This is a genomic window from Halorubellus litoreus (assembly GCF_055378595.1).
In genome coordinates this window covers 131242-155347 of record NZ_AP043835.1, presented here as the reverse complement: position 1 = coordinate 155347, position 24106 = coordinate 131242, and the positions used below count along the sequence as shown (strand labels likewise).

The 24106-nt window shown below is 62.9% G+C and carries 17 protein-coding genes and 1 pseudogene; 10 read left to right on the top strand and 8 right to left on the bottom strand.

The features are described 5' to 3' along the window. Positions 1–142 precede the first annotated feature (142 nt). Positions 143–2860, top strand: a complete 2718-nt coding sequence (locus ACZ48X_RS03420) for a hypothetical protein (RefSeq protein WP_336351795.1) — start codon at positions 143–145, stop codon at positions 2858–2860. Positions 2861–2929: 69 nt separating this feature from the next. Here the strand turns inward: ACZ48X_RS03420 and ACZ48X_RS03415 are convergent, their stop codons facing one another. Next, a complete protein-coding gene (locus ACZ48X_RS03415; protein ID WP_336351796.1) occupies positions 2930–4324 on the bottom strand; it encodes a HEAT repeat domain-containing protein in 1395 nt (464 codons plus the stop codon). Between the two features lie 63 nt (positions 4325–4387). Between ACZ48X_RS03415 and ACZ48X_RS03410 the strand changes: the two genes are divergently transcribed. Further along, the gene (locus ACZ48X_RS03410; RefSeq protein WP_336351797.1) at positions 4388–4819 is read left to right on the top strand and encodes a hypothetical protein; all 432 of its coding nucleotides are present in this window, start codon (positions 4388–4390) and stop codon (positions 4817–4819) included. A gap of 364 nt (positions 4820–5183) precedes the next feature. On the opposite strand, the gene ACZ48X_RS03405 is transcribed toward ACZ48X_RS03410, so the two are convergent. Further along, complete coding sequence (locus ACZ48X_RS03405) at positions 5184–5378, bottom strand: hypothetical protein (protein WP_336351798.1); 195 nt, start codon at positions 5376–5378, stop codon at positions 5184–5186. Positions 5379–5681: 303 nt separating this feature from the next. On the opposite strand from ACZ48X_RS03405, the gene ACZ48X_RS03400 reads away from it, so the two are divergent. Together ACZ48X_RS03400 and ACZ48X_RS03395 are read left to right on the top strand one after the other, a co-directional pair. Continuing rightward, entirely contained in the window at positions 5682–6122 is a 441-nt protein-coding gene (locus ACZ48X_RS03400; protein WP_336351799.1) for a hypothetical protein, read from the top strand. Between the two features lie 97 nt (positions 6123–6219). Further along, positions 6220–6657, top strand: coding sequence for a DUF1810 domain-containing protein (locus tag ACZ48X_RS03395; protein WP_336351800.1), 438 nt, complete (start codon positions 6220–6222; stop codon positions 6655–6657). A gap of 220 nt (positions 6658–6877) precedes the next feature. On the opposite strand, the gene ACZ48X_RS03390 is transcribed toward ACZ48X_RS03395, so the two are convergent. After that, positions 6878–7444 carry a hypothetical protein gene (locus ACZ48X_RS03390; RefSeq protein WP_336351801.1) on the bottom strand — a complete coding sequence of 189 codons (567 nt, stop codon included), beginning with the start codon at positions 7442–7444 and terminating at the stop codon, positions 6878–6880. Positions 7445–7665: 221 nt separating this feature from the next. Here ACZ48X_RS03390 and ACZ48X_RS03385 point away from each other — a divergent pair, with 221 nt between their 5' ends. Beyond that, positions 7666–8280 carry a hypothetical protein gene (locus ACZ48X_RS03385; RefSeq protein ID WP_336351802.1) on the top strand — a complete coding sequence of 205 codons (615 nt, stop codon included), beginning with the start codon at positions 7666–7668 and terminating at the stop codon, positions 8278–8280. A 314-nt stretch (positions 8281–8594) separates the two neighbouring features. Then, a complete protein-coding gene (locus tag ACZ48X_RS03380) occupies positions 8595–9101 on the top strand; it encodes a hypothetical protein (RefSeq protein ID WP_336351803.1) in 507 nt (168 codons plus the stop codon). Between the two features lie 239 nt (positions 9102–9340). On the opposite strand, the gene ACZ48X_RS03375 is transcribed toward ACZ48X_RS03380, so the two are convergent. Beyond that, entirely contained in the window at positions 9341–10396 is a 1056-nt protein-coding gene (locus ACZ48X_RS03375; protein WP_336351804.1) for an alpha/beta hydrolase, read from the bottom strand. 1347 nt (positions 10397–11743) lie between these two features. On the opposite strand from ACZ48X_RS03375, the gene ACZ48X_RS03370 reads away from it, so the two are divergent. Continuing rightward, positions 11744–13123, top strand: coding sequence for a Cdc6/Cdc18 family protein (locus ACZ48X_RS03370; protein ID WP_336351805.1), 1380 nt, complete (start codon positions 11744–11746; stop codon positions 13121–13123). Between the two features lie 141 nt (positions 13124–13264). Here the strand turns inward: ACZ48X_RS03370 and ACZ48X_RS03365 are convergent, their stop codons facing one another. The 3 genes from ACZ48X_RS03365 to ACZ48X_RS03355 all read right to left on the bottom strand — a co-directional run bounded on the left by ACZ48X_RS03365 (position 13265) and on the right by ACZ48X_RS03355 (position 15968). Continuing rightward, positions 13265–14500: an RNA-guided endonuclease InsQ/TnpB family protein gene (locus ACZ48X_RS03365; protein WP_336351806.1), complete on the bottom strand. Its 1236-nt coding sequence runs from the start codon at positions 14498–14500 to the stop codon at positions 13265–13267. Beyond that, positions 14497–14886 carry an IS200/IS605 family transposase gene (gene tnpA, locus ACZ48X_RS03360; RefSeq protein WP_336351807.1) on the bottom strand — a complete coding sequence of 130 codons (390 nt, stop codon included), beginning with the start codon at positions 14884–14886 and terminating at the stop codon, positions 14497–14499. The genes ACZ48X_RS03365 and tnpA overlap by 4 nt, the downstream gene beginning before the upstream one ends. A 257-nt stretch (positions 14887–15143) precedes the next feature. Continuing rightward, positions 15144–15968 carry an alpha/beta fold hydrolase gene (locus ACZ48X_RS03355; protein ID WP_336351808.1) on the bottom strand — a complete coding sequence of 275 codons (825 nt, stop codon included), beginning with the start codon at positions 15966–15968 and terminating at the stop codon, positions 15144–15146. Positions 15969–16668: 700 nt separating this feature from the next. Here ACZ48X_RS03355 and ACZ48X_RS03350 point away from each other — a divergent pair. After that, a complete protein-coding gene (locus ACZ48X_RS03350; protein ID WP_336351809.1) occupies positions 16669–17730 on the top strand; it encodes a GNAT family N-acetyltransferase in 1062 nt (353 codons plus the stop codon). A gap of 122 nt (positions 17731–17852) precedes the next feature. Here ACZ48X_RS03350 and ACZ48X_RS03345 read toward each other — a convergent pair whose 3' ends face one another. Next, positions 17853–21500 (bottom strand): transcriptional regulator FilR1 domain-containing protein, encoded by a 3648-nt coding sequence (locus ACZ48X_RS03345; RefSeq protein ID WP_336351810.1) that lies wholly within the window; start codon positions 21498–21500, stop codon positions 17853–17855. 238 nt (positions 21501–21738) lie between these two features. On the opposite strand from ACZ48X_RS03345, the gene ACZ48X_RS03340 reads away from it, so the two are divergent. Together ACZ48X_RS03340 and ACZ48X_RS03335 are read left to right on the top strand one after the other, a co-directional pair. Continuing rightward, positions 21739–23217: an AMP phosphorylase gene (locus ACZ48X_RS03340; RefSeq protein WP_336351811.1), complete on the top strand. Its 1479-nt coding sequence runs from the start codon at positions 21739–21741 to the stop codon at positions 23215–23217. A 321-nt stretch (positions 23218–23538) separates the two neighbouring features. Next, positions 23539–23940 (top strand): annotated as a pseudogene (locus ACZ48X_RS03335) (zinc ribbon domain-containing protein); the annotation flags it as partial. Between the last annotated feature and the right edge of the window lie 166 nt (positions 23941–24106).

The following is a 24106-nucleotide window of genomic DNA, read 5'->3' as shown; positions in this document are numbered from 1 at the left end:
CTTTGCACCCACAGCACAGATAGAACTGTAGATACGTGGACCACTCAGGCGTGCCCCCGTTCCGCCCTCGAACACTGACCCCACGAGCACATCCTCTCGCTGTACCCTCGGTCACTGTGCACTCCGGGGAGGAGAGCGAGCGATGACCGACGAGAGCCGCTCACTGCCCGACGTCGACGCCGTCGTCGACGTACTCACCACGGCACTCCCCACGGACCCCACTCCATCGGAGGTTCGTACACACCGGCGCGCGTGCAAGGACGCACGACGCTTGCTCGACGCGGACCCGACGCTCGCCCGCTCACTTGCGGTTCCACTCGCCACGACCCTCAGGGACGATCTCGTCCACCGAGACGTCGCGGGGGCGTCGGCGATGTTCGGTATCGGCCTCTACGCCCGCGAAGCAGCGACGGCAGCGGCGAGAGCACTGGAGGCGATTCCGGTCTGGCGACTCGTCGACACCGACGCTCTGGAACCGTTCGTCGCAGCAATCGCCACGGTCGCTGCAGCCACGGGGCAGGACCGCGGGCGTGTCGCTGCCGCCACGGCACTCGAACGCGCGAGCGTCTACGCGCCCACCGCTGTCGCCACCGTGCTCGACGACACCGGCCTCGGCGACGACCTCATCGACGCTGTCACCCCGCTTCCCGACCCGACCGCACTCGACTCAACGACCGCCCGCCTAATCGTCGCACTCGTCCACACCGACCGTACAGCAGCCCTCCCCGATATTGGGGCTCTCATCGAATCCGGATACGACGAGTCAGACGACCGCGACGACCCAGCGGTCACCACACGACTCGACCCAGCGGTCGCCACACGACTCGCGGTGCTCGACGCGACGACGTCCACGGCCCGTCCCCGAGAGTCCAACGCGAGCGACGAGGTCGACGGACCGATCGCCCGTCTCCGCGAGCTCGCACCAGGACTGAGCGAGGACGCTGGCGCGCTCGACAGCGATGCTGGAACCGCGGACGCCCCCGTCGACCCGAAGCAGACCGATGCCTCCGTCGACGATGCATCCGCCGATGACGCGCTTTCGGACGACACGCAGACCGGTGACGCTCTTTCGGACGACACGCAGACCGGTGACGACGACGCACCGTCTGTCACGCCGCCACATCGACCGGGGTCACTCATCAACGACGACGACGACGACACACCGCGAACCGCCACCTCGGAAGACGACGAATCCGAGAAGGGGACGATATCGTTCTTCGACGAGGAGGAACCGACCGACGCCGGGGACGCATCTGACTCGCGTCTCGACGTCGAGACGGTCGTTGAACCGCTCGCGCTCGTCGTCGCGAGCGACCGAGCGTCGACGGCCACCCGCTCGGACGCGTTCGACGCGCTCCTCGCAGCCACCGACGAGACAACACGGGGTGCCTTCCACGAACTGGGCGTCCTCACCGCTCTGGACGCTCTCTCGCCGCCTGCTCGGAACCGGCTCCGCGAGACCGTCGTCGAACACCTTGAAGCCGCGCACTTCTTCGGTGCGCGCGCAACCCGCGGCCGACGCGTCGCGTTCATGGAGCACCACGACGTCCGCCCCGCAGCCCTCGCCGCCCCAGACGAACGGGCACCGGTCACGCCGCTCGTTCTCGAGACGGACCTCCTGACGACCGGCGAATACGAGCGCGTCGCCGAGACGCTCATCGATGCGATCAGCCACGATTCGGTCTCGGTCGACGAGCGGCGAACCCTCGGTTGGCTACACGTCCACGGCAGCCTCCCCGAACCACTACTCGCGCGCTTGCGGTCGACGCTCACTGAGCGGCTCGACGGCGACGAGGACGACCGGGACTGGGCGCTCGAAACGGTCACCGGGCTCGCTGGCTACGGGATACTCGACACCGACACCGCCACAGACGTGCTCGACGCGACGATCGGCGTTGTCACGGCCACGCCCGTCGCAGACGTGCCGGGGAACGCCGGCCGCGCCGTCAGCGCCCTCCTCACCGCCAGCGAGCTGACGGACGCACACGTCACGCGACTCGTCGATCGGCTGCCGGACCTCCTGCAGGCCGACGCCGTTCCACCGGCGCGAACTGGCGCGCGCGTGCTCGCCGCCCTCGCCGCAACCGAGCGTCTCCCCAGTGACCTAGTCGCGGACGTCCTCGGCGTCACGGTTCAGCTCTGCACCGTCGACGTCGGGTTCGCCGAGCGCGTCTCCCTCAGGGTCGCCGCCGTCCACGCACTCCAGGGCCTCGCGACCAACTACCACATCCCCCGGGAGTACCGCGAACACGTCCTCGGCGCCCTCTCCATCGTCGCCCGCGGCGACGAACGGCGCGTCGACCAAAGCCGTCGCGCCGCACTCGAGAGCTACCGCGTGATCACCGACGAGATGCCCCTCCCCGAGTTCGACGCCGACATCGTCCTCCCCGTACTCGAGACGGCACTCGTCCAACTCCTCCCCGGCGAGCGCTTCGAGGAACCTTCCCGCGACGGCACCGGCCCCGGCCCCCAACACTCCCGGTTCACCACCCGCGCCGCCGAGACCCTCCGCGACGTGGTCGACACCGGCCTCATCGATGCCGAGCTGTTCGCTGGCGTCCTGTCTACCGAGGCCGCCGACGCGACGTGGCTCAAGAACTATCCGCCCGCCGTGGTGCGCATGAATCAGGCACCGCAGCTCGGTCGGTTCCTCGCACCCGACAACCCCGCGGTCCCACCGTTGCTCGCCGCCGTCGCCACCGCCACGACCCAGCACCCCGACGCGTTCACGGACGTCCGCCCGACCCTCGAGCGGTTCCTCGCACGCACCGACCCGAACCCGGAGACAACCGCGAGCGTCTTGGACGTCATCTCCCGACTTCCGGCACCCAACGCCACGGCCAGCACGATCCGGCGATGACCGACGCCGAGCAGCGACGGTTCGCACGGCAACGATTCGTCGATGGAGAAATGAGACGGTGAACGACCGTTAGAGAGCGTCGCGAGCGGCTGTTCGGACGGCTTCGGGGGTTCTCGGGTCGGTCTCGAGGTCGTGGAGGGTTCGCTCGACGGCGTCGGGGATGGTATCGTCGTGGAGGTAGCGGTTGTGGAGGGCGTGGATGCAGGCGACCCGAACGTCGACGTCCGTGACGGCCTCGAGTGCGTCGAGGAGGGCTTCGCCGGTGTCCTCGCGGTATCTGGAACCCGTGTTGGTGTCGCTCTTGAAGTGGCCACGTTGGACGACCGCTCGCTTGCGGACCTCGGTGGGGAGGTTGGACCGGTGGATTGTGTCGGTGAGTGCGCTGGCAACGGCGTCGCCCTGCCTGGGGAGGAGCTTGACGAGTGCGAGCTGTCCGGCAGCGGTCGTACTGCGGTCGAGGTAGGTCCGGAAGGTGCTCGCTGTGAGTTGGTCGTCGAGGCCGTATCGAACCTCGCGGCAGACGTCCTCGTGGGGTTCGTCAGCGAGGTGGTCCAGGAGGATGTCGTCGGTGCCGTCGAGGTCGCAGCCGCCAATGGCGGTGACGACCGCAGTGCGAACCGTCTCATCGTCGGTGTCGAGCGCGGTGGCGAGGGCCTCGAGCGCGTCAGGAGCGCTGATTCGGCCGAGGCTCAGCGCCGCGATCGGACGGAGCTCGCGGGGGCCAGCCGTAAGTGTGTCGCGGAGTGCTGGAACAGCGGCGACGGTTTCGTGGTGACCGAGGAGGGCGATAGCGCGACGGCGGTCCGACACTGACCCGGAGTCGAGGATGTCCAACCAGACTGCTGGGTCCTCGGCGTCGAGCCCCTCGGTTTCCTGATGATGGCTGTCGGTGGCGGTGACCCGCGTGGGGTCGAGGGCGATGGCGTGGACGGTGTAGCAGTCGCCGCGTTCGACACCGACCTTGTGACCGTTCCGGCAGACCGTATTCACTGCATTGCCGGGCGGCCCGCAGCATCCGGTTTCGGCGGTGTAGTCGTAGTCCGTCCCCACCACGTTTTCGGGGTTGAGGACTGGCCAGCCGGTGTCGTCGTCGGGGACGGCGTAGTCGGCGGTGTCGTTCGTGATCTGGAAGCCTTGCGGGACCATGTCGGGGTTGCCGGTCTGGTCGGAGAACTGGAAGTCGTCGGGGTCGGTCTGGAGGAGGGTGGTGTCGGTGAGGGTGACGACAGAGTGTGAGATCCGACCGTCACATTCCGCGCAACGATAGACGACCATGCCTTTGCGTGGTCTGTGAGGGAACGTAAGGAGTGGGGTGGTGTGGGTGGGGATATCGGGGTCCGTGAGTTGGACGTCGTTGTGGTATTGGAATAGTGGCCTTGTTGAAACCCTCAGTCGGTGACGGGTTTCAGTAGTCCTGCTGAATACAACACGCGAAGGAGCTATGAGAGATCTCCGCGTCAGCAATTGTCCGAAGTGGTAGAGACAGGCGAAGAATCTTCCAATGTCGAAGACAGACTGGTTCTATAAATGATTGAAGTTCAGCTCATCGATAATTTCGGGGGTTGGGGCTATATGTTCGCCCCGGACGATATCGAGATAGAAGTTGAGAGCGAGGGACGAAGGAAATCGCTCACGCTTTCTGGACAAGATCTCTTGCTAGTTTACGATCGGCTGTCTCAACAGAAGCAGGACGCTGTCGTCCTTGGGATGGGCCATACACTTGGAATCTCGTTTCCGGATTCCAGCAGGGTTCACATCCAATTCAGCGAGATAGAGATGACTGCCTCACGAGCTCAATTGAGTGATGAAATTGAGGCTCTCTTACAGTCGGTGTTCGAAGAGAACGATTCAGTCAGTACAGGCGCTGAGCGGACACAGGCGCTGTCTGATATGCAGGGGTGGCTCGATGCGAGGGATGCAACGTTAACAGTCGAAGAGCTGTACCAGACACTCTGTTAGCTGGTTTTAGATTCTAAACGGTGTTAGAGAGACACGACACTCCGTACTGAATCTCTCTCAGTTCAGACTATCCTCCCAAGGAATATCCGTTCAGTACGCAGTTCTAACTAACGGCTGTTTCAGCGGGGGAGATGTCGATGGAATAGGATTTCAACAGAGCCGGAATAGTTATCTGTTGGGCCGGTTGTGGTGGTATGTATCATTCTAAGTTTACTTGTTAATATTTTAGTCTGATACTTTGTAGTCGGTTCGTGGCATGTGGAAGTCGGTCGGTGAGATGGCGGGTTCCCCGGAAGATACCATATATTTCCTAGAAAAACCAAACACTATACATATAGAAGGGAGGAGCTGGAAGTGAGGGGAGCTATCTCGTGGACTTGGTGGTTCCGAAATAGTGATCGTCGAGTCGATATGCGATGTAGCTGACACCAACAGTCAGTGCGATCGTGATGGTCATCCCGAGGAGACTTGTCGGGTCTGGGGCGATTGCTCCTGCGCCGGCGGCCCCGATGAGGAGGCCGAGTACGATGATGGCTATCGTACGGAGGGTATCGAGCACGACCGACCATCACGCACACAGACACATAATTTTCCTGTTGGGACAACAATCAGCATGATGACTTGAACTCGGCGCGTGCTGGTCGATCCCCCAGCCACCCCCACAAAATGACCTCGATCCCCCAACAACCTGTCGTGGTCTCTGGTAGCAACCAGCGGGCCCCATCTGAACGAACCGCCTTACGATTCCTGAGGTAGATCGCTGCACTGAAATCGGAGGCCTCGTCGTCGTGGAGGTCGGTGAGTGGATGTCGCCCGTAGGCCTATACGTTAGTAGTACGTACTAACGTGTGTGGCGAACTCGTTGAAGCACTCCGCCGATGGCCTCGCGCTCCAGATCACGAAGGCGGCCCGCGCCGCCGACCTCGTCGAGGAACGCGACACACCCGACGGGAAGACGCCGACCTACAGGGCCGAGACGCGAGTGCATGCGTTCGCTGGCCTCCTACTGGTCGTCGACACCGAGCGGGTTCCGGACGATGAGGAAGCAGAACTGGTCGCGGCGACGGCTCGCGATACGCAGACTGCGTACCAATCGATGACCGCGAAAGTGCAGATTGCGGGCAACGGCTACCAGCTTCAACTCCCGCCGGCCGCTGACGCAGGGCTCCGCAAAGGTGACAGACCCGCACTCAGAATCGCCCCAGGCGTCCTCGTCATCGCCAACGACGACATCGACGGCAGAGTCCGACCCACGCGAGTCGCCGAAGACCTGGTCACGATACGGCGCGACCAAGCGGACTGAGCGATACCGATAGCCGGCAGGGCACTCCGAACGCCAACGTTTGTAGTCCCATTGGAGTACTTATTGGTTCCTGGCGACCGTATAGATTGAAAGAGCAATGACGGGTGACGCTGACCCCGACGACCTGGAACGGTTCGTCTCGGCACAGGAGCAGGTTATCGGTAGCGTGAAGCGGGAGCTCCGGGGCGGACGGAAGCGCTCGCACTGGATGTGGTTCGTGTTCCCCCAGATCGCTGGGTTGGGACGCAGTGAGATGGCCCAACGGTACGCCATCGATTCGCTCGAGGAGGCGAAGGCATATCTCGCGCATCCAGTCTTGGGACCGCGGCTCCGTGACTGCACGGAGCTCGTGCTGGATATCGAAGACAAGACGGCGAACGAGGTATTCGGGTCGCCAGACGACCTGAAGTTCCGGTCGTCGATGACGTTGTTCGAGATCGCTGCGGATGACGGCGCGCTCTTCGCCGACGCATTGGAGAAGTACTACGACGGTGACCGGGACGCCAAGACACTCGAGCTGGTGGACGACAACTGAGAGCACGGGAATCGGGGAGCGAACCTCGGAACCCCGAGCGAGGGTCGCACAGTACCGGACGCGCGTAGGTTTTGGGTTCTAATCGGTGGAGAGTTTCGCCAGAAGAGACGGCGGTTGCGACCTGCCTATCGAGGGTGCTGAGGCGGTCCGTGGGAACCAGTGCAAGACGAAAACTGGACCAGCTGGGACGAGTTCCCGTTGCGAGTTCGGCCCTCGTTCGTTATGGCGGTTCGTCGAGGGTGACGGTCTCGATGCCGTCGTCCATATCGGTGGGGCCGCCTGTCACGTACTGGACGTCGCGACGTCCCCAGAGTGGGTCGGTGTCACGTCGTGTGGGGACGTCGGCTGGCGGTGCAGCGATGATCGTCCTCGGTACCGAGATGGTCTTGCCCGGTTCCCAGTCGTATGCGAGTTCGCCGGCGATTCCGATCCTGGCTGGCGTCCCATGCGGGGACTCTTCGGGCATCGTGATGCTGAACGCTGCCTCGTGCGTTCCCTCTGGAAGGGGGTCGGTGATGTTCCAGAAGGCGAGTGCTGGCCCGGATTCGGGGCGGATGACGTCGCTCGTGGCGCCGACAGCGTTCCCGTCAACGCGAAGCGTGCCGTCGAGCGCCGTCAGTCCGGGGTGCAGAGCTGGCCGTTCAGTGTCGGGGGCTGCAGCGGATGCGTCCCGCGAAGGGAGTGAGACGGCGGGACACCACTGCAAGAGGTGAGTGTCCGCTGGAACACGGGTCGTCGTTCCCGCCGACACAATGTATGCTACCGCAACCGGGACGACATCGTCCATACCACTCGCTCGGGCGCTCTCGGCATGAACGTGTTGCACGTTCGGGCTGCAGGTGGTTGCTGTCGATAGAACACCCGAGCGTTCTTCCGCAGTCCGGTGTTCGGTGTCGTATGGTCGGCGACTGGAGTCCGACGTTCGATGGCATCAACGGAGCGCAGTCGTTCCTGGACGTCGACCGGGAAGCGTCCACTGCCGAGATAGAACAGGCGTTCCACCGAGCATTGGAGGAGTCCGACAGAGCGACCGCGATCGAGGCCCGTGAACTCGTTCTCGCAGACTCACGCTACGTCGGGCAGGCTGTGGCGAGAATACTCTGCGAGCGGCTTCACCCCGACGACGTGACTTCCGTGCTGGACGCACAATCACTGCTCGGCGGCACGGCACCACCAGCGGACGGTGCAGCTGGCTATCATAGCGGTGTCGCGCGAACCGCAGACCAGACCGTCGCTCGCCTCGAGGAACTCCGTGACTCAAATCCCGACGTGACGAGCGAGAGCATCCAGACCGTTCGCGTGGCGCAGTACGCGCTCCGGTATCGCGACGTCGAAGCCGGCCGGAAGTACGTTCTCGGCAGTGATGCGAATGCGGAGGACGAATCGGGGTGGCGGGGACCGCTCTCCCCGAGTTGGAAGTACAGCGTGAACACAGGCGATGGCACGGAGTTCTACGTCCACGGCGACCGACAGATCGAACTTCATCAGGAAGAGGATGGAGCCCCGTACTCGACGCGGTTCCTCCACGACGGAGAACTCGTCGAGGAAGCGAGGTTCCATCGGTACGGCGAAGCAAACCGGATGGTGAAACGCTGGGTGACCGACCCTCCGGAAATCGAATAGGCACCTCCTGCAAAGAAGCATAGGGCATCACTGTAGGCTGGGTTTCCGACTGTTTCGCGAGTCAGTGAGGAAAGCGCGCTCGGGTCGTCAGGTGCGTTTATTGAGTTCGTCGGTGAGCGCTTGGAGTTCGTCGCGTTCGTCGATGGCGGTGAGTCAGCGTTCGGGGAGGGCGCTGGCGCCGAAGTTGGCGCGGCGACGGCGCGAGCGATAGCGCCGCTGGTGTCGGTGTCGCCAGCGCGACCACTGTGGTAGCGATAGTCAGTGCTGTACGTTCGCACCACAGAGTTATTATCACCAAATGGGAATGAAGCCGTATGGATCGTCGTGCCCTCCTCCCCGGTGGCGTTGCCATCGCCGGGACGCTCGCTATCGTGATCGGGGTTCACACGGAATTACTGACCATGCGGCCGGGTACCGCCGGGACCATTGAGACTGGATGGGGCGGGAGTCTCAACCACGAGGAAGAACTCCTCGCGGGGTTGAGTGTCGTGGCCACCAGCAGTGCATTCGCCGCGATTCGCTGGCGGCGGGCGGCTCTCCTCGCGCAGGCGGTCGGCGGTGTCGTCCTGTTCTATGCACTCAGAGCGGTCGTGGGGTACTCGTTCGATCCGACACTGGGTATCTACACGGGCCTCCCCGTGCTCGACGGGACCAACGGTCGGGTCATCTTCGGGGCCGAACCGTACCTGCTGGTCCTCGGCGGTCTCCTCTTGATTGTCGCGGGTGTACTCGGGTTCCGCGGCTGGCCCCGTGCTGGAGACCCAGATACGGTCGCGGAGAACACAAGGGACCACAGCCTCTCGGAGTCGGCAGAGACGTAGGCTGCCGCCGAATCCGAGGGAAGCAACGCTAGCGAAGACATCGAAACACAGATTCTGGAGATGTGAGAGGAAAACTAAGGGGTGACCTATTGCAATCGCTCCGCGCATCTGAGGGCAGCGGCGTCAACTGGGTCGTGTTCGTACGCTACGATCACGACACCGGCGCCGTCGGCGTAGACAGATGAAGCCCTCTCGAAGGGGTCACGTGAGTTGATGGTGGTTCGTGGGTCAGGGCGGAGTCAGTCTACGAGGAACTCGAGGAGTATCGACTGGAAGCGTTCGGGACGTTCGATGTGTGGGGAGTGGCCGACGGCTTCGAAGCGTTCCTCGTGGTAGGTGCCGCCGGCGTCCGCGTAGGCGTCGAGGACGTCGCGGGTCTGTGCGGTCATCGGTTGTGGTGGGTACGCGTCGTCGCCGGGCCAGTCGGGGAGTTGGCCGGCTTGGCCGAGGAAGCCGGCGTCGAAGAACGACGTGTCGGAGACGATCTGGTCGCTGTCGCCGTGCACCCAGAGGATCGGTGGCTTCTGGTCGATGTCGACGAGGTCGGTGGTGTCGAAGTACTTCGGTGAGACGGCGTTGAGGACGCCGTGGTCGCCGGGTGCGACGCCGGGCCAGTTGTCGGACGGTTCGGCGTCACCGGGGTAGTTGTCGTCGCCGACGGCGGTGGCGCACATCGCCTGGACGTAGGCGTCGGCGGTGGCGGGGTCGAACTCGTGGTCCGGGCCGACGTAGAACGATTCCATGACGGTGCGTGGCGACGCGTCGGCGGTGGCGGTGGTGTCGCCGACGGCGAGCTGGTCGACGAACTCGTCGTTCGCGAGACCGCCGCCGGTGCCGGCGTAGTCGGGTTGACACGGGCTCCCGTCGCGGGTGGTGCCGCCGAATCCGTACGGGGACATCGTGCTCTCGAGGCAGACGGCGGTGAGGCGTTCGGGATGGTCGATGGCGTACTGCATGGCGACGCCGCCGCCGATTGACCAGCCGACGAGCGCGATGTCGTCGAGGTCGAGGGCGTCGAAGAGCGCGTGGAGGTCGTCGCTGAAGTCGCGGACGCCGCGGGTGGCGTCGACGGGTTTGGTCTCGGAGTCGCCGTACCCGCGAAGGTCGGGGGCGATCACGCGGTAGGTGTCCGGGAGGTCCGTCATGAGCTCGGCGAAGAATCGCGACGAGGAGACGTTCCCGTGGACGAGGACCAGCGGGGTTCCGTCGGGGTCACCGGCGGTGAGGACCGCCGTGTCGAGGCGGCCTGTCGATACGCGGTCGGCTGTCACGCCAGCTGGGAGGTCAACGTCCATGGGGCTTGATACGGCTGACGGCCTCATCAAGTTACACGTTACCGAGACGCAAGTTCGGGGGTTGGTGCTTGAGAACGGCGTCTGGTTGGGGCGAGGATGGTAGGCGGCGCGGTGGTCGGGCGTGGGTGGATGCCAGCCCGACACCGGATTTCAAATGAATTTGTGCGACGGTGTGCCAAGTTGCTCGTGAGTGACCAGCGGGAAGTTCTGAGACCGTGGTCGAAAGGTCGGTGGGAATCGCTTGGACTGTGTCGGAGGTGACGCTCGAAGTGTGTCGGTGTCGAGGGATTCGGTGGTCGTGTTCTGGACACCCCCACACCGGATTTCAAATGAAATCGGCGTACTGTGTGGCGGTTCTGAGAGGCGGAATCCCCCAGTGATTACCGCCGATATAGCGAGCACGGGCGGTTGGACAGTCGTTTGTCGGGATTAATGGGTCTCGTGGGTAGGCGGGAGTGCTATGGTCGGTTCGAGTGAGTTGTGTGGGCGTTCGAAGCTGGGTGTGGAAGGGGTGTATTTGAACTCGACCGTCTGGGATTCTAGATCGTTCGGACTTGGTCGCTGTGTGGTCTGTACCTTCCCTTTCTTCTTCTTCTTCTTGCCTAGAACCCTAGTTATATAATAACGCGAGTATGGAACCGGGTTCCAGTTGAAGCTAATCGTCAGAAACCAGCAGCTAGATGAGCTATACCGCTGGAATCCCGTTGTAGAAGACGAGCGAAAGCGACCCCCAGCCCGACCCCCTCCCCTTCCATTAGAACCGATTTCATTTGAAATCCGGTGTGGGGGTGTAGTGAGTCATGCCACTCTCCCCCGGCAGTCTGGTGCCACCCGAGATAGCAAGCGTGTCATCGAGTCGCCGTCAGGCCAGCAGGGTGTCGTCACTGGAACGTGCTCGGTCTCGGTCTCGAACTTGGGCAGCCACTGTGTCGTGGTGGAGTGGCGTCTGTGTCGCGGTGGATTTCATTCGAAATCCGGTGTCCGTGACGCTGCGGTCTCGAGAACCAGCCGGGAATTCATTTGAAAGACGGTGTCGGATTCGAGACGGGCCTTTCTCATCCATGCAGCCGATACGGAGCCATTCGACACTGCGTGACAGGCTCCCAGTCCCGGTCCACTCGGCCCCACAACTCCGTTCCGCACGACAGAAATTCATCTGAAATCCGGTGTCAGACGCACGCCCCAACCACTCAGCATACACGGGGAATCATTCGAAACACGCCCCCATCCGCACCACACCCCCTAGGCGACCCTCACACGAGCCTCGAACCCGCGAACAAGGCCTCTACCGGAAGAATAGACGTTCGACGGAAAGAACTAAGGGCATTTCATTTGAAAGGTGGTGGTATGTCTACCGACGGTGACACGCTCGGGGATTTCGCCACCGCCCACGGCGCCGTCGCCCACTCGCGCGCCACCAGCCCACCCCGAGACGACCCTCTCTCAGTCCTCGACGAACCAGACCCCATCTTCACCGACGAAAGCCTCCTCGACCCCAACGTCGTCCCCGACGAAGAGAAGATCGTCGGCCGCAACGAACAGATCGAGACCGTCGCACACCGCCTCAAACCCGCCATCAACGGCGCCTCCGGCAAAGGAACACTCATCCTCGGCAAATCCGGGTCCGGCAAGACACTCGTCACGAAGTACGTCGGTCGGGAAGTCGTTCAACGCGGCCACGACGCCGACGTCGACATCGGTCTCGTCGTCATCGACTGCGCGCAACGCCGCAGCGAAACACAGACCGTCATCCGACTCGCCTCCCAACTCAACGACCCCACCAAGACCAACGTCACCATCCCCCACTCCGGCATCTCCACCGGCGCCTACTACGACCGCCTCTGGACCATCATCAACCAACTCTACGACGCCATCATCATCGTCCTCGACGAGATCGACCGCCTCGCCCCCAACGAAGCCCTCCAGAGCAACGTCACACCCGAGGAAGCCGACGACTCCAAACTCCTCATGCAGCTCTCCCGAGCCGGCGAAGAAGACGACATCGACGCCGGCCTCACCGTCATCGGCATCAGCAACGACCTCAAGTACGGCGACCGCCTCGACACCCGCGTCACCTCCAGCTTCGCCCCCGACGACCTCGTCTTCGACGCTTACGACGCCAACCAACTCCGCGACATCCTCAACCGTCGCGCCGACGCCTTCCGCGACGGCGTCCTCAGCGACGACGTCCTCCCGCTGTGTGCCGCATTCGCCGCCCAGGAACACGGCGACGCCCGTCGCGCCATCGACCTCCTCCGACTCGCCGGCGAGGTCGCGCGCGACGAAGGCACCGAGCAGGTCACCGAAGACCACGTCCGCGCCGCCAACGACGACGCCGAAGTCACTCGACTCCGCGACCTCATCCGCGGGTGCCCCACGCAAGCGAAGATCGCGATGGCCGCACTCGCAGCGATGGAGCACTTCACCGACCGCTCGTACTTCAAAGCCACCGAGATGTACCGCGTCTACCGCGCGTTCGCCGACGCGATCAGCGCCGACGCGCTCGGCCAGAAACGCATCACGGACCAACTCCGCGAATACGAAACCCTCAAAATCGTCGATATGAACCGGACGAGCGACGGCTACCGCGAAGGCACCCACCTCGAACTCTCACTCCTCGACGACCCCAGCCTCATCCTGCAATCCGTCGGCCTCGACGACCGCCTCAGCGACATCCCCATCAACGACGCCATGCAACACCGCATCCAACGCGCCATCGAATCCTGACAGCCAACGCGAACCACTGCACGGACTGATAGAACCGGAGCGAGACCACCCGCCACGAACCGATTGACCTCCTCCCGCGCCTGAAGACGCGGGAATCCCGCCACGGGATTTCAGGCCGAGCGTCTGCTCGGCCCTGTGGTTTCAAGACGCATATGGTCCAAGCGTCTCTTGCGTGGTAGCATCGGCTTGGCTGTCTTGTGGCGCGGCCAAACACGCCCCATCCTCAGCCGAGTCATCGTCGTTCTCGTGTTCTCTGGAACAACTCTCTCCACTGAGGTAGCGGTCTGCGATGTTCACCGCTCCGTTCACGTCCGCTTGATACTCGCCCATCCAGCATGCGTCGTTCGTACACGTGAACGTCGCCTGCTTCGGACGATACCCCACCTCACCGCACGCGTGGCACTCCTTCGACGTGTTGCGCGGATTCACCGTTTCGACGGGGATACCCTTCTCAACGGCTTTGTAGCGTATCTGCGCGTGGAGTTTGGCGAACCCCCATCCGTGGAGACGCCGGTTCATATACTCGCCGTAGTCCATCGACTCCCGTATGTACGTCAGGTCCTCCAGAACGAGGACGGGGTCCTCGACGGACTCGGCGTACTCCACGACTTCGCGGGTGACGCGGTGGAACACCTCGTCTATCCGCTTCCACAGGTCGTCGCCAAACGATTCAGAGATACGCTCACTTCCGCGCGTCTGGAGTCGTCTCGTGGCGGTGAAGTAGGTCTTGCGGAGCCGACGAACAGTCTTGCCCTCGTCGGCCCACAGTTCGGGATCGGTCGGAGAACCGTGCCCGTCGCGGTGACACACCGTGACGAGCGACGCTTCCCCGATATCCACTCCGATGGGCGTCCGTTCTTCGGCGGACACCTCGGAACCATCCTCAACGTCGCGGGTAGCGGTGACGTGGAGATACCACGTCCCGTCTCGCTCGAACAGCCGACCCTCGCCCATCGTGGCATCTCCCGCGTTCAACGCTTCCAACCAGTCACGCTGGTCGGGATTCGGTTGTGCTGGCAGCCAGAGGTGGTAGTCCTCATGGTGCGGAATCTTGACGTACCACTCGATTGCGTTCTCGGGCTTGTGGTCAAACCGTAGCCCCTCGTTCGTGAAGCGAACAGGGTGGTCGTCGTGAAGGTCGCCCGCGTTGTACGTCGTCGTGAGTTGCGGGACGTACTTCTTGAGCGCGTTCTTCGCATATCCACTCAGATCGTAGTTGACCACTATATCGTTCGCTTCGGTCTGTGTGGTACATCCGGCGTCGAAGGCGTGGTGAAGGGCCTGTTGGTACACTTCTCGTGTCTCGCAGAGTTTTCTCCGCTTGTTCGCGTTCGGCTCTACCAGTTTCAGTTCCAGCGTCTTCGTGAGTTCGGTCACGAATCGCCCTCCTTGTGTTGCTGGATATAGTTCTCGACAGTTTCACTAGATACGTTGCCCGCCGTTCCTGCATAGTAGCCTCGCCCCCATCGAATCTTCTCGCCGTCGTGGTCGGCGTATCTGTGGTTGTACTTCCGCGAGGAGATACCCTTGAACCAGTTGGCGAGAAGCGACGGCGCGTGCTTCGGTGGGCTACTGACGAACAGGTGGATGTGGTCGGGTTGTACGGTCAGGTCGAGTATCTCGAGGCCCTTGTCGTCGGCTATTTCGTAGAGGATGGTTCGCACACGGTCTGCGACTTCGTTGACGAGTACCGAGTTGCGGTACTTCGGCAACCACACTATGTGGTAGTTGAGGTTATATATCGCGTGCCGTGTGGTCTTCATCCGTATTGCACACTATAGGTCAAGTTGTGATAATACTGACGGTGAATCGGTTGGAAATCCAGCCGTCGCGTCGTCGCTGAGGGGTACGCTATTGTCCGCTTGACCCCCGCCTAAAGACGGGGGTATGCGCTCGTAACTTTATCAACGAAGCCGACGATGAGTTCCTGGATTTCGTCGTCGCCTCTCGCGAGCCCGGCTCTAGTACTTCGAAACCGATGACACGACCCGTAGCGAGCACCTCGACGACGATGTTGACCTCAATGATTGTCGAACCCGGAGTGGAACTCTTGTAGTTCCTCGATGATGAACTCGGGGTTGTCGACGTGCGAATTGTGGGTCGCATCAGGGATCTCCCTGACACGACACTCCTCGAGAACCGAATCGAGGTACTCAGTATGCCGGTCGATGAAGGGCTCGTTCTCGCCGTACATCGCAAGCACGGGGACGTCGATGCGGTCCCACTCCAATTGCGAACCGATATACGATTGGACGCCCCGCATCACCTTTTCGCGTTCGCTGGCCTGCATTTCCGGGGCATCGCAGGCGTGAGAGTCGCGTATCTCCTCGAGGTCGTCCATGTCGACGGTGGTACTGTCGCGGAAAAGCTGCTCCCACACCCAGTCGATGGTTCGCATCAGCCGGTCGTTCCCCATGATGGGGGTGAGAAGTTTCGCAACGTCGACTCTGGTGAGGCGTTCGCCGAGGGTGAACGTCTGTGGGGTTGGTGCGCCGACCGTGGCTAGTGCCGATAGCTGTTCTGGATAGTTGGCTGCAAACTGATACCCGATCATCCCACCCGTCGACAGTCCACAGACGGTCGGTCGCTCCAAACCAAGTGTGTCGATGAAGGCGGCGAGGTCGTCGGCGTAGCGTTCGATTGTGTATCTCTTGTGTGTCGACCCTTCTGACTGACCATGCCCGCGGAGGTCGTAGACGATTACTCTGAGCGAATCTGTGAGGGGTTGGAGTTGCTCGGCCCAGAGTTGATGATCGCTTGTTGCACCGTGAAGAACGACGAGTGGCGGCCCGTCTCCGTATTCTTCGTAGTACGTGGAGACACCGTTAATCTCGACCGAGGACATGGAAATCAAATCTCTATCCATTTACTTGTATGTTCGTAGACATCATGCAATCGTACATGGAAAGTCGGGAGTCCTGCCCGATGGTGGCACTCGCGGTTCCCCCGAACCGTGAGGCCACCTTGGGGTACGACGAATGGTGGGCATCCTGAGTTGAATGAAATCGCAATGCGACTCACAGATTGGTGGACCTGTGGCTCCAGATTGCACGCATGTGATTGCGAGACTTGGCGTTGCATGGGAGCTCATCGCCGGTGTGCGTGAGCGTCACGTGGAACGTATTCGTGGACGCGGCGTACCCGACGACGTGGACGTCGTACGCGGCGTCGCTGGGCGGGTCCAGCCGGATTTCGCAGTCATCTGCGCTCAACTCGGGCGAGGTGGCTGCACTCGCGGTTGCAGGCAGCCCGCCGAACACGAGACAGAGCACCAGACAGCCCACGATGATTCGCCGATGGCCAGCGTGTCTTGCTCCATACAACGGTCCAAGGTCGATCGACATGCAGTTCGATATAGTGGTGGAAGCCCCCTGGTTTCGAGCCGTGACCCGGTGGCTCAGGGAGTGAGCAAGGCAGGTCGAATCCACGACCCGGGGCTCGATCACCTATCAGTCGGTGTGACGGCTGATCGCTGCTGGCTCGGTCCGTGAGCCAGTGGGTCGTGGGATGATACCTCGGGATTTCCCGACGTCGTTAGGAGTGAAATGTCGATTGATTCCCAACCGGCTGACGATGCGTTCGACGTGCGACCGGCGACGGCTGACGACGGCGACGAGCTCGCGGCCCTCTACGCGAATAGTCCGGATACCGGCGACATCGGGATGGCGCCTCGATTCAAGATCGACCCCTACGTTGCCTACACGGAGATAGACCCGGCAACGGATACGCACGGCATCGTCGCCGAAACGCGAGACGGTGACCTTGCAGGTGCGGGATTCGTCTCCTTCACCGACGCCCGCGTGGGCGGAGAGATTCGGCCGATGGCCTACCTGGTCGGGTTGGCCGTTCACGAGGAGTACCGCGGGCGCGGTCTCGGGAAACGACTCGCTGCCGAGCGCGTCCAGTACGCCGAGGACCACCGTGGCGATGACTGCGTGGTGTTCGCCCAGATTCAGACCGGGAACGAACCGTCGAAGGCGGTTGCGGAAACGTGGGCCGACGGCTTCCCGTATCAGACGGTGATGGTTCCGATGCAACCGCTCGACGAAGCGCCGCGTCGAGACGAATACACCGTTCGACCAGTGACGGACGCGGAGCACGATACCGTCGTGCGGGAAACGGACGAGTTCTATGCGGACGCCGAGCTGTACGCGCCTCACACCGTCGACGAACTACGCCAGCGGTTGGCGGAGTCACCGATAGGGGAGCCGATAGCGGACTACTTCGTGGTCGTCTCGGAGGGGGAACTCGTGGCTGGCGCCGGCGTCATCAACTCGCACAAGCTGATGTGGAACAAGCTCGAGACCCTCCCGCCCGAACTCGAAGACGCGGACGAGCTCCCGCCGGCGTTCCCGGAGAGCCGTGAGATCAAGCCGACCGGTATCGCCGACCTCTGGTATGCGCCCGGTCACGAGGCGGCCGGAGAGGCACTCATCGAATCGATCCGGGCACATCCGGACGTCGGGAATCGTATCGGTATCGGTATCGACCCCGACGGGCCCGTCGGACGCATCGTCGATACTGGCGGCCAAACGTGGGATACCTACATTGCGGTTCGGGGCCTGGAAGACCCCATGGAGGAGACGTTCGTCGCGCCATCGATCTGACCGCAACAGTTCCCGGGCCTTCCGGAGATATCGACTGCCCATCGGTGACGACGCCTCGGTTCGAAATCCCATCGAGTGATGCGAACGGCGCTGATCGGGGACGGAGGAACTGACGAGAGTCGTCACGGGCTATCGGCTGCTGGATTGGTATCAAGAGCGGCGATGTCGTTCCTGATGGATTGAACTCGTTCCTCGTCGCCCAGTCGAGCGGCGATATCGAGGGCTGACTCGAGATGATTCCGGGCACTCTGTGGGTCCTGTCTCGTGAGTTCCAGACGAGCGAGAGCCGTGTGCAGTTCGGCGGTTCGAGTGACCACGCCACTCTCCTTGGCCGCCTCGAGCCCCGCCAGAAGGTAGTCTGCGCTGGATTCGATGTGGTCGCGTTCTAACGCTGTCAGCCCGAGTAGCCTGAGGCAGCCGGCAGCGTCGCTGGTCGTGTCGTACTCTCGGCACCGGTCGAGCGCTTGGCGAGCGTACTCTTCTGCTTCATCCTCCTTCCCACGCGCGAGTTCGAGGCGTGCGCGGAGCCGATTGCACTTGGCGGCCAACAACGGATTGTCGAGCGTTCGGCTCGCCTCTCTACACCGTACGAGGTGTGCTTCGGCGTCTTCGTAGCTGTCCTCGCGGAGCGCGATGCGAGCTAGCGTTCGCGAGACGTCGGCCATCTCGATTGGGGCTGAATCATCCGCTGCCGCTTCCAGGCCCTTCCTCGCGAGCGACTCAGATCTGTCGAGGTTGCCGCGGTCGAACGCCACGTCGGCCAATACGGCGTGGATTGGGGCGACGAGGGACGGAACGCCACGTCCGTGTTCTGACGCGCGCTCGAGGTGGCTCTCGGCGTCTTCCAGACGGCCTTCCAAGTGCGCAACCCGTCCGAGTGAGGCGTGGACTTGAGATTCCACCATCGAGGCTCCGGACGACCGACTGGTCGCCATTGCACGGCTCAGATGGGATTTCGCCGTCTCGAAGTCGTCTTCGACGATTGCGATTCGACCGAGATGGTATCTCGCTGACGCCTCTTCGGGGGTGCTGTCAGCGTCCTCAATACGGTCGAGGTACTCACGCAGTCGTTCCTTCGCCTGTTGGTGAGCTCCCTGCAGAAACGAACAGCGCGCCCCTTCCAATGCTGTCCCCGCATATGTTGGTGACTGGTGCTCGTCTGCCAGTTCTCGGAACCGTTCGTACTGTGCTTGTGCCTCCTCGAGGTTGTTACGCTCGATCTCGACGTGCGTGATGATGGCTCGCGCTTGGGCCATCTTCTTCACGTCCTCCAGTTCCTCCGCCAGCGCGAGGCTACGCCGAGCGTGGTCGATCGCCGTCTCGTAGTCGCCGTTGATAGCGGAGAAGTGCCAGATGCCGCCGTGTCCACGATAGCGGAGCCGTTTCGCTTCACGCTCGGTCAAGCCGTCGGGCGACGAGTCGGCGTCCAGCAACTGTTCTATCTCGGCTTTCCCTCGCCGGAGGTTCCCCTGGAGGCGGTTCATCTCTCCCCGCCAGTAGTGCTGTTTCTGTCGGATGAACTCTGAGCAGGCGTCCGGAACCGCAATCGTACCGTCGTCTGTCTCGCCGTACAACGGTGCGAGACCAGCATTCGTATGGCCGAGCCTGAAGATCCGTTCCACGAGTTCGTCGCCCCACCCGCCAGGGTCAGACTCGATCCGGTGAAGGTGGGGTGCCGTCCGGTTGAGTTGCCGCTCGATGCGGTTTCGTCGATCGGCGTCGTCGGCGAGCGACAACAGCCGAGAGGTACATCGGCCGAATATTGCTCGTGCGCGGTCCTCGGAGAGGAGTTCGAGGAACCGCTCGAGGAACCGCCGCGACCACGTCTCGTGGTGGGTGCGGTACTCCATCCTGGGAGCGGTCACGCCGCGATGCTCGAACAGGACGCGCCCCTCCAGGACGGAGATTGCGGCTTCGATATCGCCGCACCGGTCCGGTTCGGCGATGCCGTAGAGGTACTCGGTCGCGACGGGGATACCAGCGGCATTGCAGAGACTGGCCAGCACAGCGAGCTCCGTCGCGTACTCCGGGTCCGCATCGAGAAGCGACTGACAGGTCTCGCGGACGTCGGCGTCGAGCGCGTTCGGCACCGTACCGTCTGGGTCGGCGACCGTGTCGACGCGCCTGGAGAGGTGTGTCTGGGCGAGCAGGGCTCTTCCGGGAGGCCGCGTATCGGCGGGGGCGGATAGTGCACCGTCCGCCACCGCCGACTGGAGTTCCGTACCGGAGGCGTCGATGTCCTCGGCGATGAGCGACCGGAAGTGATCGACGAACCGTTCGCACCCGTCCGCGTCCAGTTCGGGGACGGGTACTTGCTCGACCGACCGTCGTCGATAGGCGTCGACACGCGGGTCACCCACGAGGTCGTCCGACGCGTTCCACTCGCTCGTTCGCGAGTCGAGCAGGAACGTCACGTCGTCTCGGCCCTTGAGCGACAGCATCACGTCGAAGATGCCGTTTGCTTCCGTCCGAATCGCGTCCTCGACGACGACGAGTGCGTGGTCGTCGGTCTGGCGGAGGTACGCTTCCAGGAGCGATGGCGACGAGAACTCCCCGCCAGCGCCGCGCTCGCGATACACGACCGGCCCGATCTGTTGGTCGTACCACTCGCACGCGACGGACATGCAAGCCGTACTCTTCCCGGCTCCTGGCGGTCCGAGAACGACGTGGTCGGGGCCTGCCTGTAGCGCCGAGAGCATCCGGTCGACGAAGTTCCGGTCCTCGTCGTCGAATCGGTCGACTGCGTGCCCCCCGCGCACTTCCGAGAGCGTGAAGCCAGTCCGCCAACTGACTTCGGGGCGGGCCTGCTCGCGTGACTCGAAGTACTCCTTCGAGAGGCGGGTGAAACCCTCTCGTTCGAGGTCCAGTGGCAGTGCGTGACCGGCGAACCCGCCGTCGCGTTCGAGGTTCCCGGTACGCGAGTCCGACGAGTCAGCCGGCTCGAGGTCCGACGGTCCGAGTTCGACGGCTCCGGCCAGCGCGTCGAACTCGGCTGTCACGGCCGATGCCGAGTCCTTGAGCCGTTCGAACCGGTCTCGCGCCCACTCGACGGCCGAGTCGGAGTCGTTGACGATCGCCCCCTTGACGCCGCTGTCGCCATCGTAGACCACGACCGACGCCGTGGCCGCGCCGCCCTTCGTCGTGAGAAGCAGCGCGTGCCGCGGCCCGTCCGCTGTGAACGCCGAGAACGCGTCCGCCGCGCCCATCTCCGCGAGCAACTGCGGATACTGCCCTTTTAGAAGCGTCAGCAGTTCCTCGTCGAAGAGCCCCACCGACTCCATACCTTCGGCTCGCACCTTCCGGTGCCAGACTCGCAGCAACGACGGATTCACCAGCGTCGGGAGATACGCCTGCACGGAGTCGGCCTCGCGGACTCGGCTCACTACCTCCTCGAGCGGCCTGAACGGCGCGGATTCGTCAGCGAGATACGTCTCGCCGCCGGTGAGGAACGCCGGGTCGAACTCGCTGGGGTCGACGAGCGGGTCGAGGAGCTCTTTCGCCCGCAAGATAGCTCGACTCGCCGCCTCGTGGCGTCGGAACTCCTCGACGGCCATCACACCCGTGACCGTCGCAGCGTACCCACCATCTCGATTTTCGACGAGCCCCGCATCGCAGAGTTCTCGCAGCGCCCGAGTGACCGTCGACCGAGAGTGGGCGAGCTCGTCCACGATGTCAGCTGGATTCAAAACCCCCTCGTCCTCGAGTAACTCGACGAATTCCGCCCGTCGGGCGACAGTCTCTCGCCGTTCTGCCACCTCACCCGGTTCCATACGTTCCCTTGACACAGACGGCGAGTACAAAAATACGGTGGCGGTGGCCGTAACCCCCGAAACCGCTTCCCTCGACAAGCACCGCCGCATCCTGCAATCCGTCGGCCTCGACGACCGCCTCAGCGACACCCCCTCAACGACAGCATGCACCACCGCAGCCAACGCGCTTCGTATGTTGACGACTCGAAGAGTCCCGACGACCGCGTCGTTCTATTATGAGTGAGCGTGACATACTCGTATGGAGCTCGTCGCCAAAGCGATCGATATCGGGACCCGAACGCACACGGTCCTCCTCAACTCGAGCGACGCGAGCGAACTGGGCGTGCACCCGCTCGACCGCATCCGCATCCGACACGATGACCGCGCCAGCACCGGCATCGTCGAGATCACCGACGAACTCGTCGCCCCGGGCACGCTCGGCGTCACCCGCTCGCTCGGACACATCACGGGCGACGTGGCGGTGTCCATCGCACCGCGCCCCGACTCCGTCGCGTACCTCACGAAGAAACTCAACGACGTCGAGCTCGAGATGCACGAGATCGGCGCCATCGTCCGCGACATCAACCAAGACCGACTGAACGACGTCGAACTCAGCGCGTTCGTCGCCGGCGTCTACGCCAATGGCCTCTCTCGCGAGGAGATAATGTGTCTCACCACCTGCATGGTGGACGTCGGCGAGACCATCGACTGGGGACGCGACCCGATCGTCGACAAGCATTCCATCGGTGGGGTGGCTGGGAACCGCGTCACGCCGATCGTGGTTCCGATCGTTGCGGCCGCGGGCCTCACCATCCCGAAGACCTCCTCGCGTGCAGTGACCTCCGCAGCAGGAACCGCCGACACGATGGAGGTCTTCTGTGACGTCGCGTTCTCCCTCGACGAGGTCAAAGCCATCGTCGACGAGACGAACGGCTGTATGGTCTGGGGTGGAGCGGTGAACCTGTCGCCCGTCGACGACAAGATCATTCGCGCGGAGACGCCGCTCTCGCTCGACCCACCCGGACAAGTGATCGCGTCCGTGCTCTCGAAGAAGAAGAGTGCCGGCGCGACCCACGTCGTCATCGACCTCCCTTACGGGGAGAGTGCGAAGGTCGAGAGCCTCTCGGAAGCCCGGGAGATGGCGGAGGACTTCAGTCGCGTCGGCACGAACCTCGGGATGCACATCGAGTGTGCCATCACGCGCGGCGAACAACCGATCGGACGCGGGATCGGACCGGTACTCGAAGCCCGCGACGTCCTCGCCGTCCTCGAAGGCACGGGCCCTCGAGACCTCCGCGTGAAAAGCGAGTGCATCGCACAGGTCTTACTGGACGAAGCAGGTGTCGACGAGACAGCGACCGAACTTCTCGAATCGGGCGACGCGGCAGCGAAGTTCCGCGAGATCATCGCCGCACAGAACGGCGACCCCGATATCTCGCTTTCGGACCTCACTCCCGGACGACGTCGGTCGACGGTTCACGCCTCCAACGGCGGTGTCGTCACGCACGTCGACAACCGCCAGGTGAACGAACTGGCACGACGAGCAGGAGCCCCGAAAGATCGAGCGGCAGGCATCGCGCTCCACTGCCAGCTCGGTGACGAGGTCCAGCGCGACGACTCGCTCTTCACGATTCACGCCGAGAAGGAGGAGAAACTTGAGCAAGCACGCTCGTTCGCAGACCGCTCCCGGCCCGTGCACGTGTTACCCCCGGACGAAGCGCTGGTCGAACAAGTGTGACTCGAATTTTGGTTCCATGGCGGTCGTCAGGTAGTGCTGGTTGAATGGGAACTTTGATGCGGGAACATATTGGAATAGTGATTAATGTCGAAGCCGCCTCGGTTGGTCGTTGATGCGCACGACGAGTGGAAGATTCGCGCGTCGTTCCCGAACCTCGCTACCGGTTCACCCTCCAACCCAGCGCCGAGACACTCCTCCGTGACGAGCTAGGGTATCAGGAGTCAGAGATTGGCCCCTGGCGACCATCCGTCTTTAGCGAAGAGAAGAACCGCAGTACAGCAGTAGCGTATCGAGGCTTCTTTTCGAGAGGAATGCGACTGCCACACACTCTCCAAACACGTCGTTCAGCGGTGTGTTGACGAGGGTGTTGGAACGATTGCCGTGGGCGACCTCTCCGGCATCCGTGAGGACGAGGCGAACGGTGAGTCGAAGAACTGGGTCAGGCACGGCAACCCCGATCTGCACTCGTGAGCGTTCGACCGCTTCACTGACTTCCCCACGTACAAGGCCGAGATGGAAGGGATCTCGGTTGAAGAAGTATCTGCGTGGGATACGTCGAAGTCGCGTTCGTACTGTGGTCGGAAGCGTGACGCAAACCGTGTTGAGCGTGGGTTGTACGTCTGCGATTCGTGTGATACGGTGGCGAACGCGGACGTGAATGGTGATGAGAACATTCGGCAGAAAGTATCTCCGAGTCTCGCCGGTGATGAGGGAGAGAGGAGTTACCGACTGACCCCGCGACCCCGTTCCACGATGAGGCGCCGGTGGCCGTGGCACCCTGCTGGCGTCGCCAGAACGCGGTGCGGGCGCTCGCGACCACGCGGTCGTCGCGGAGCCGCGTGCGCTCGTTCGTCGTTCGAGCCGCGTCCGAGGTCCAGAGCCGGTGGTG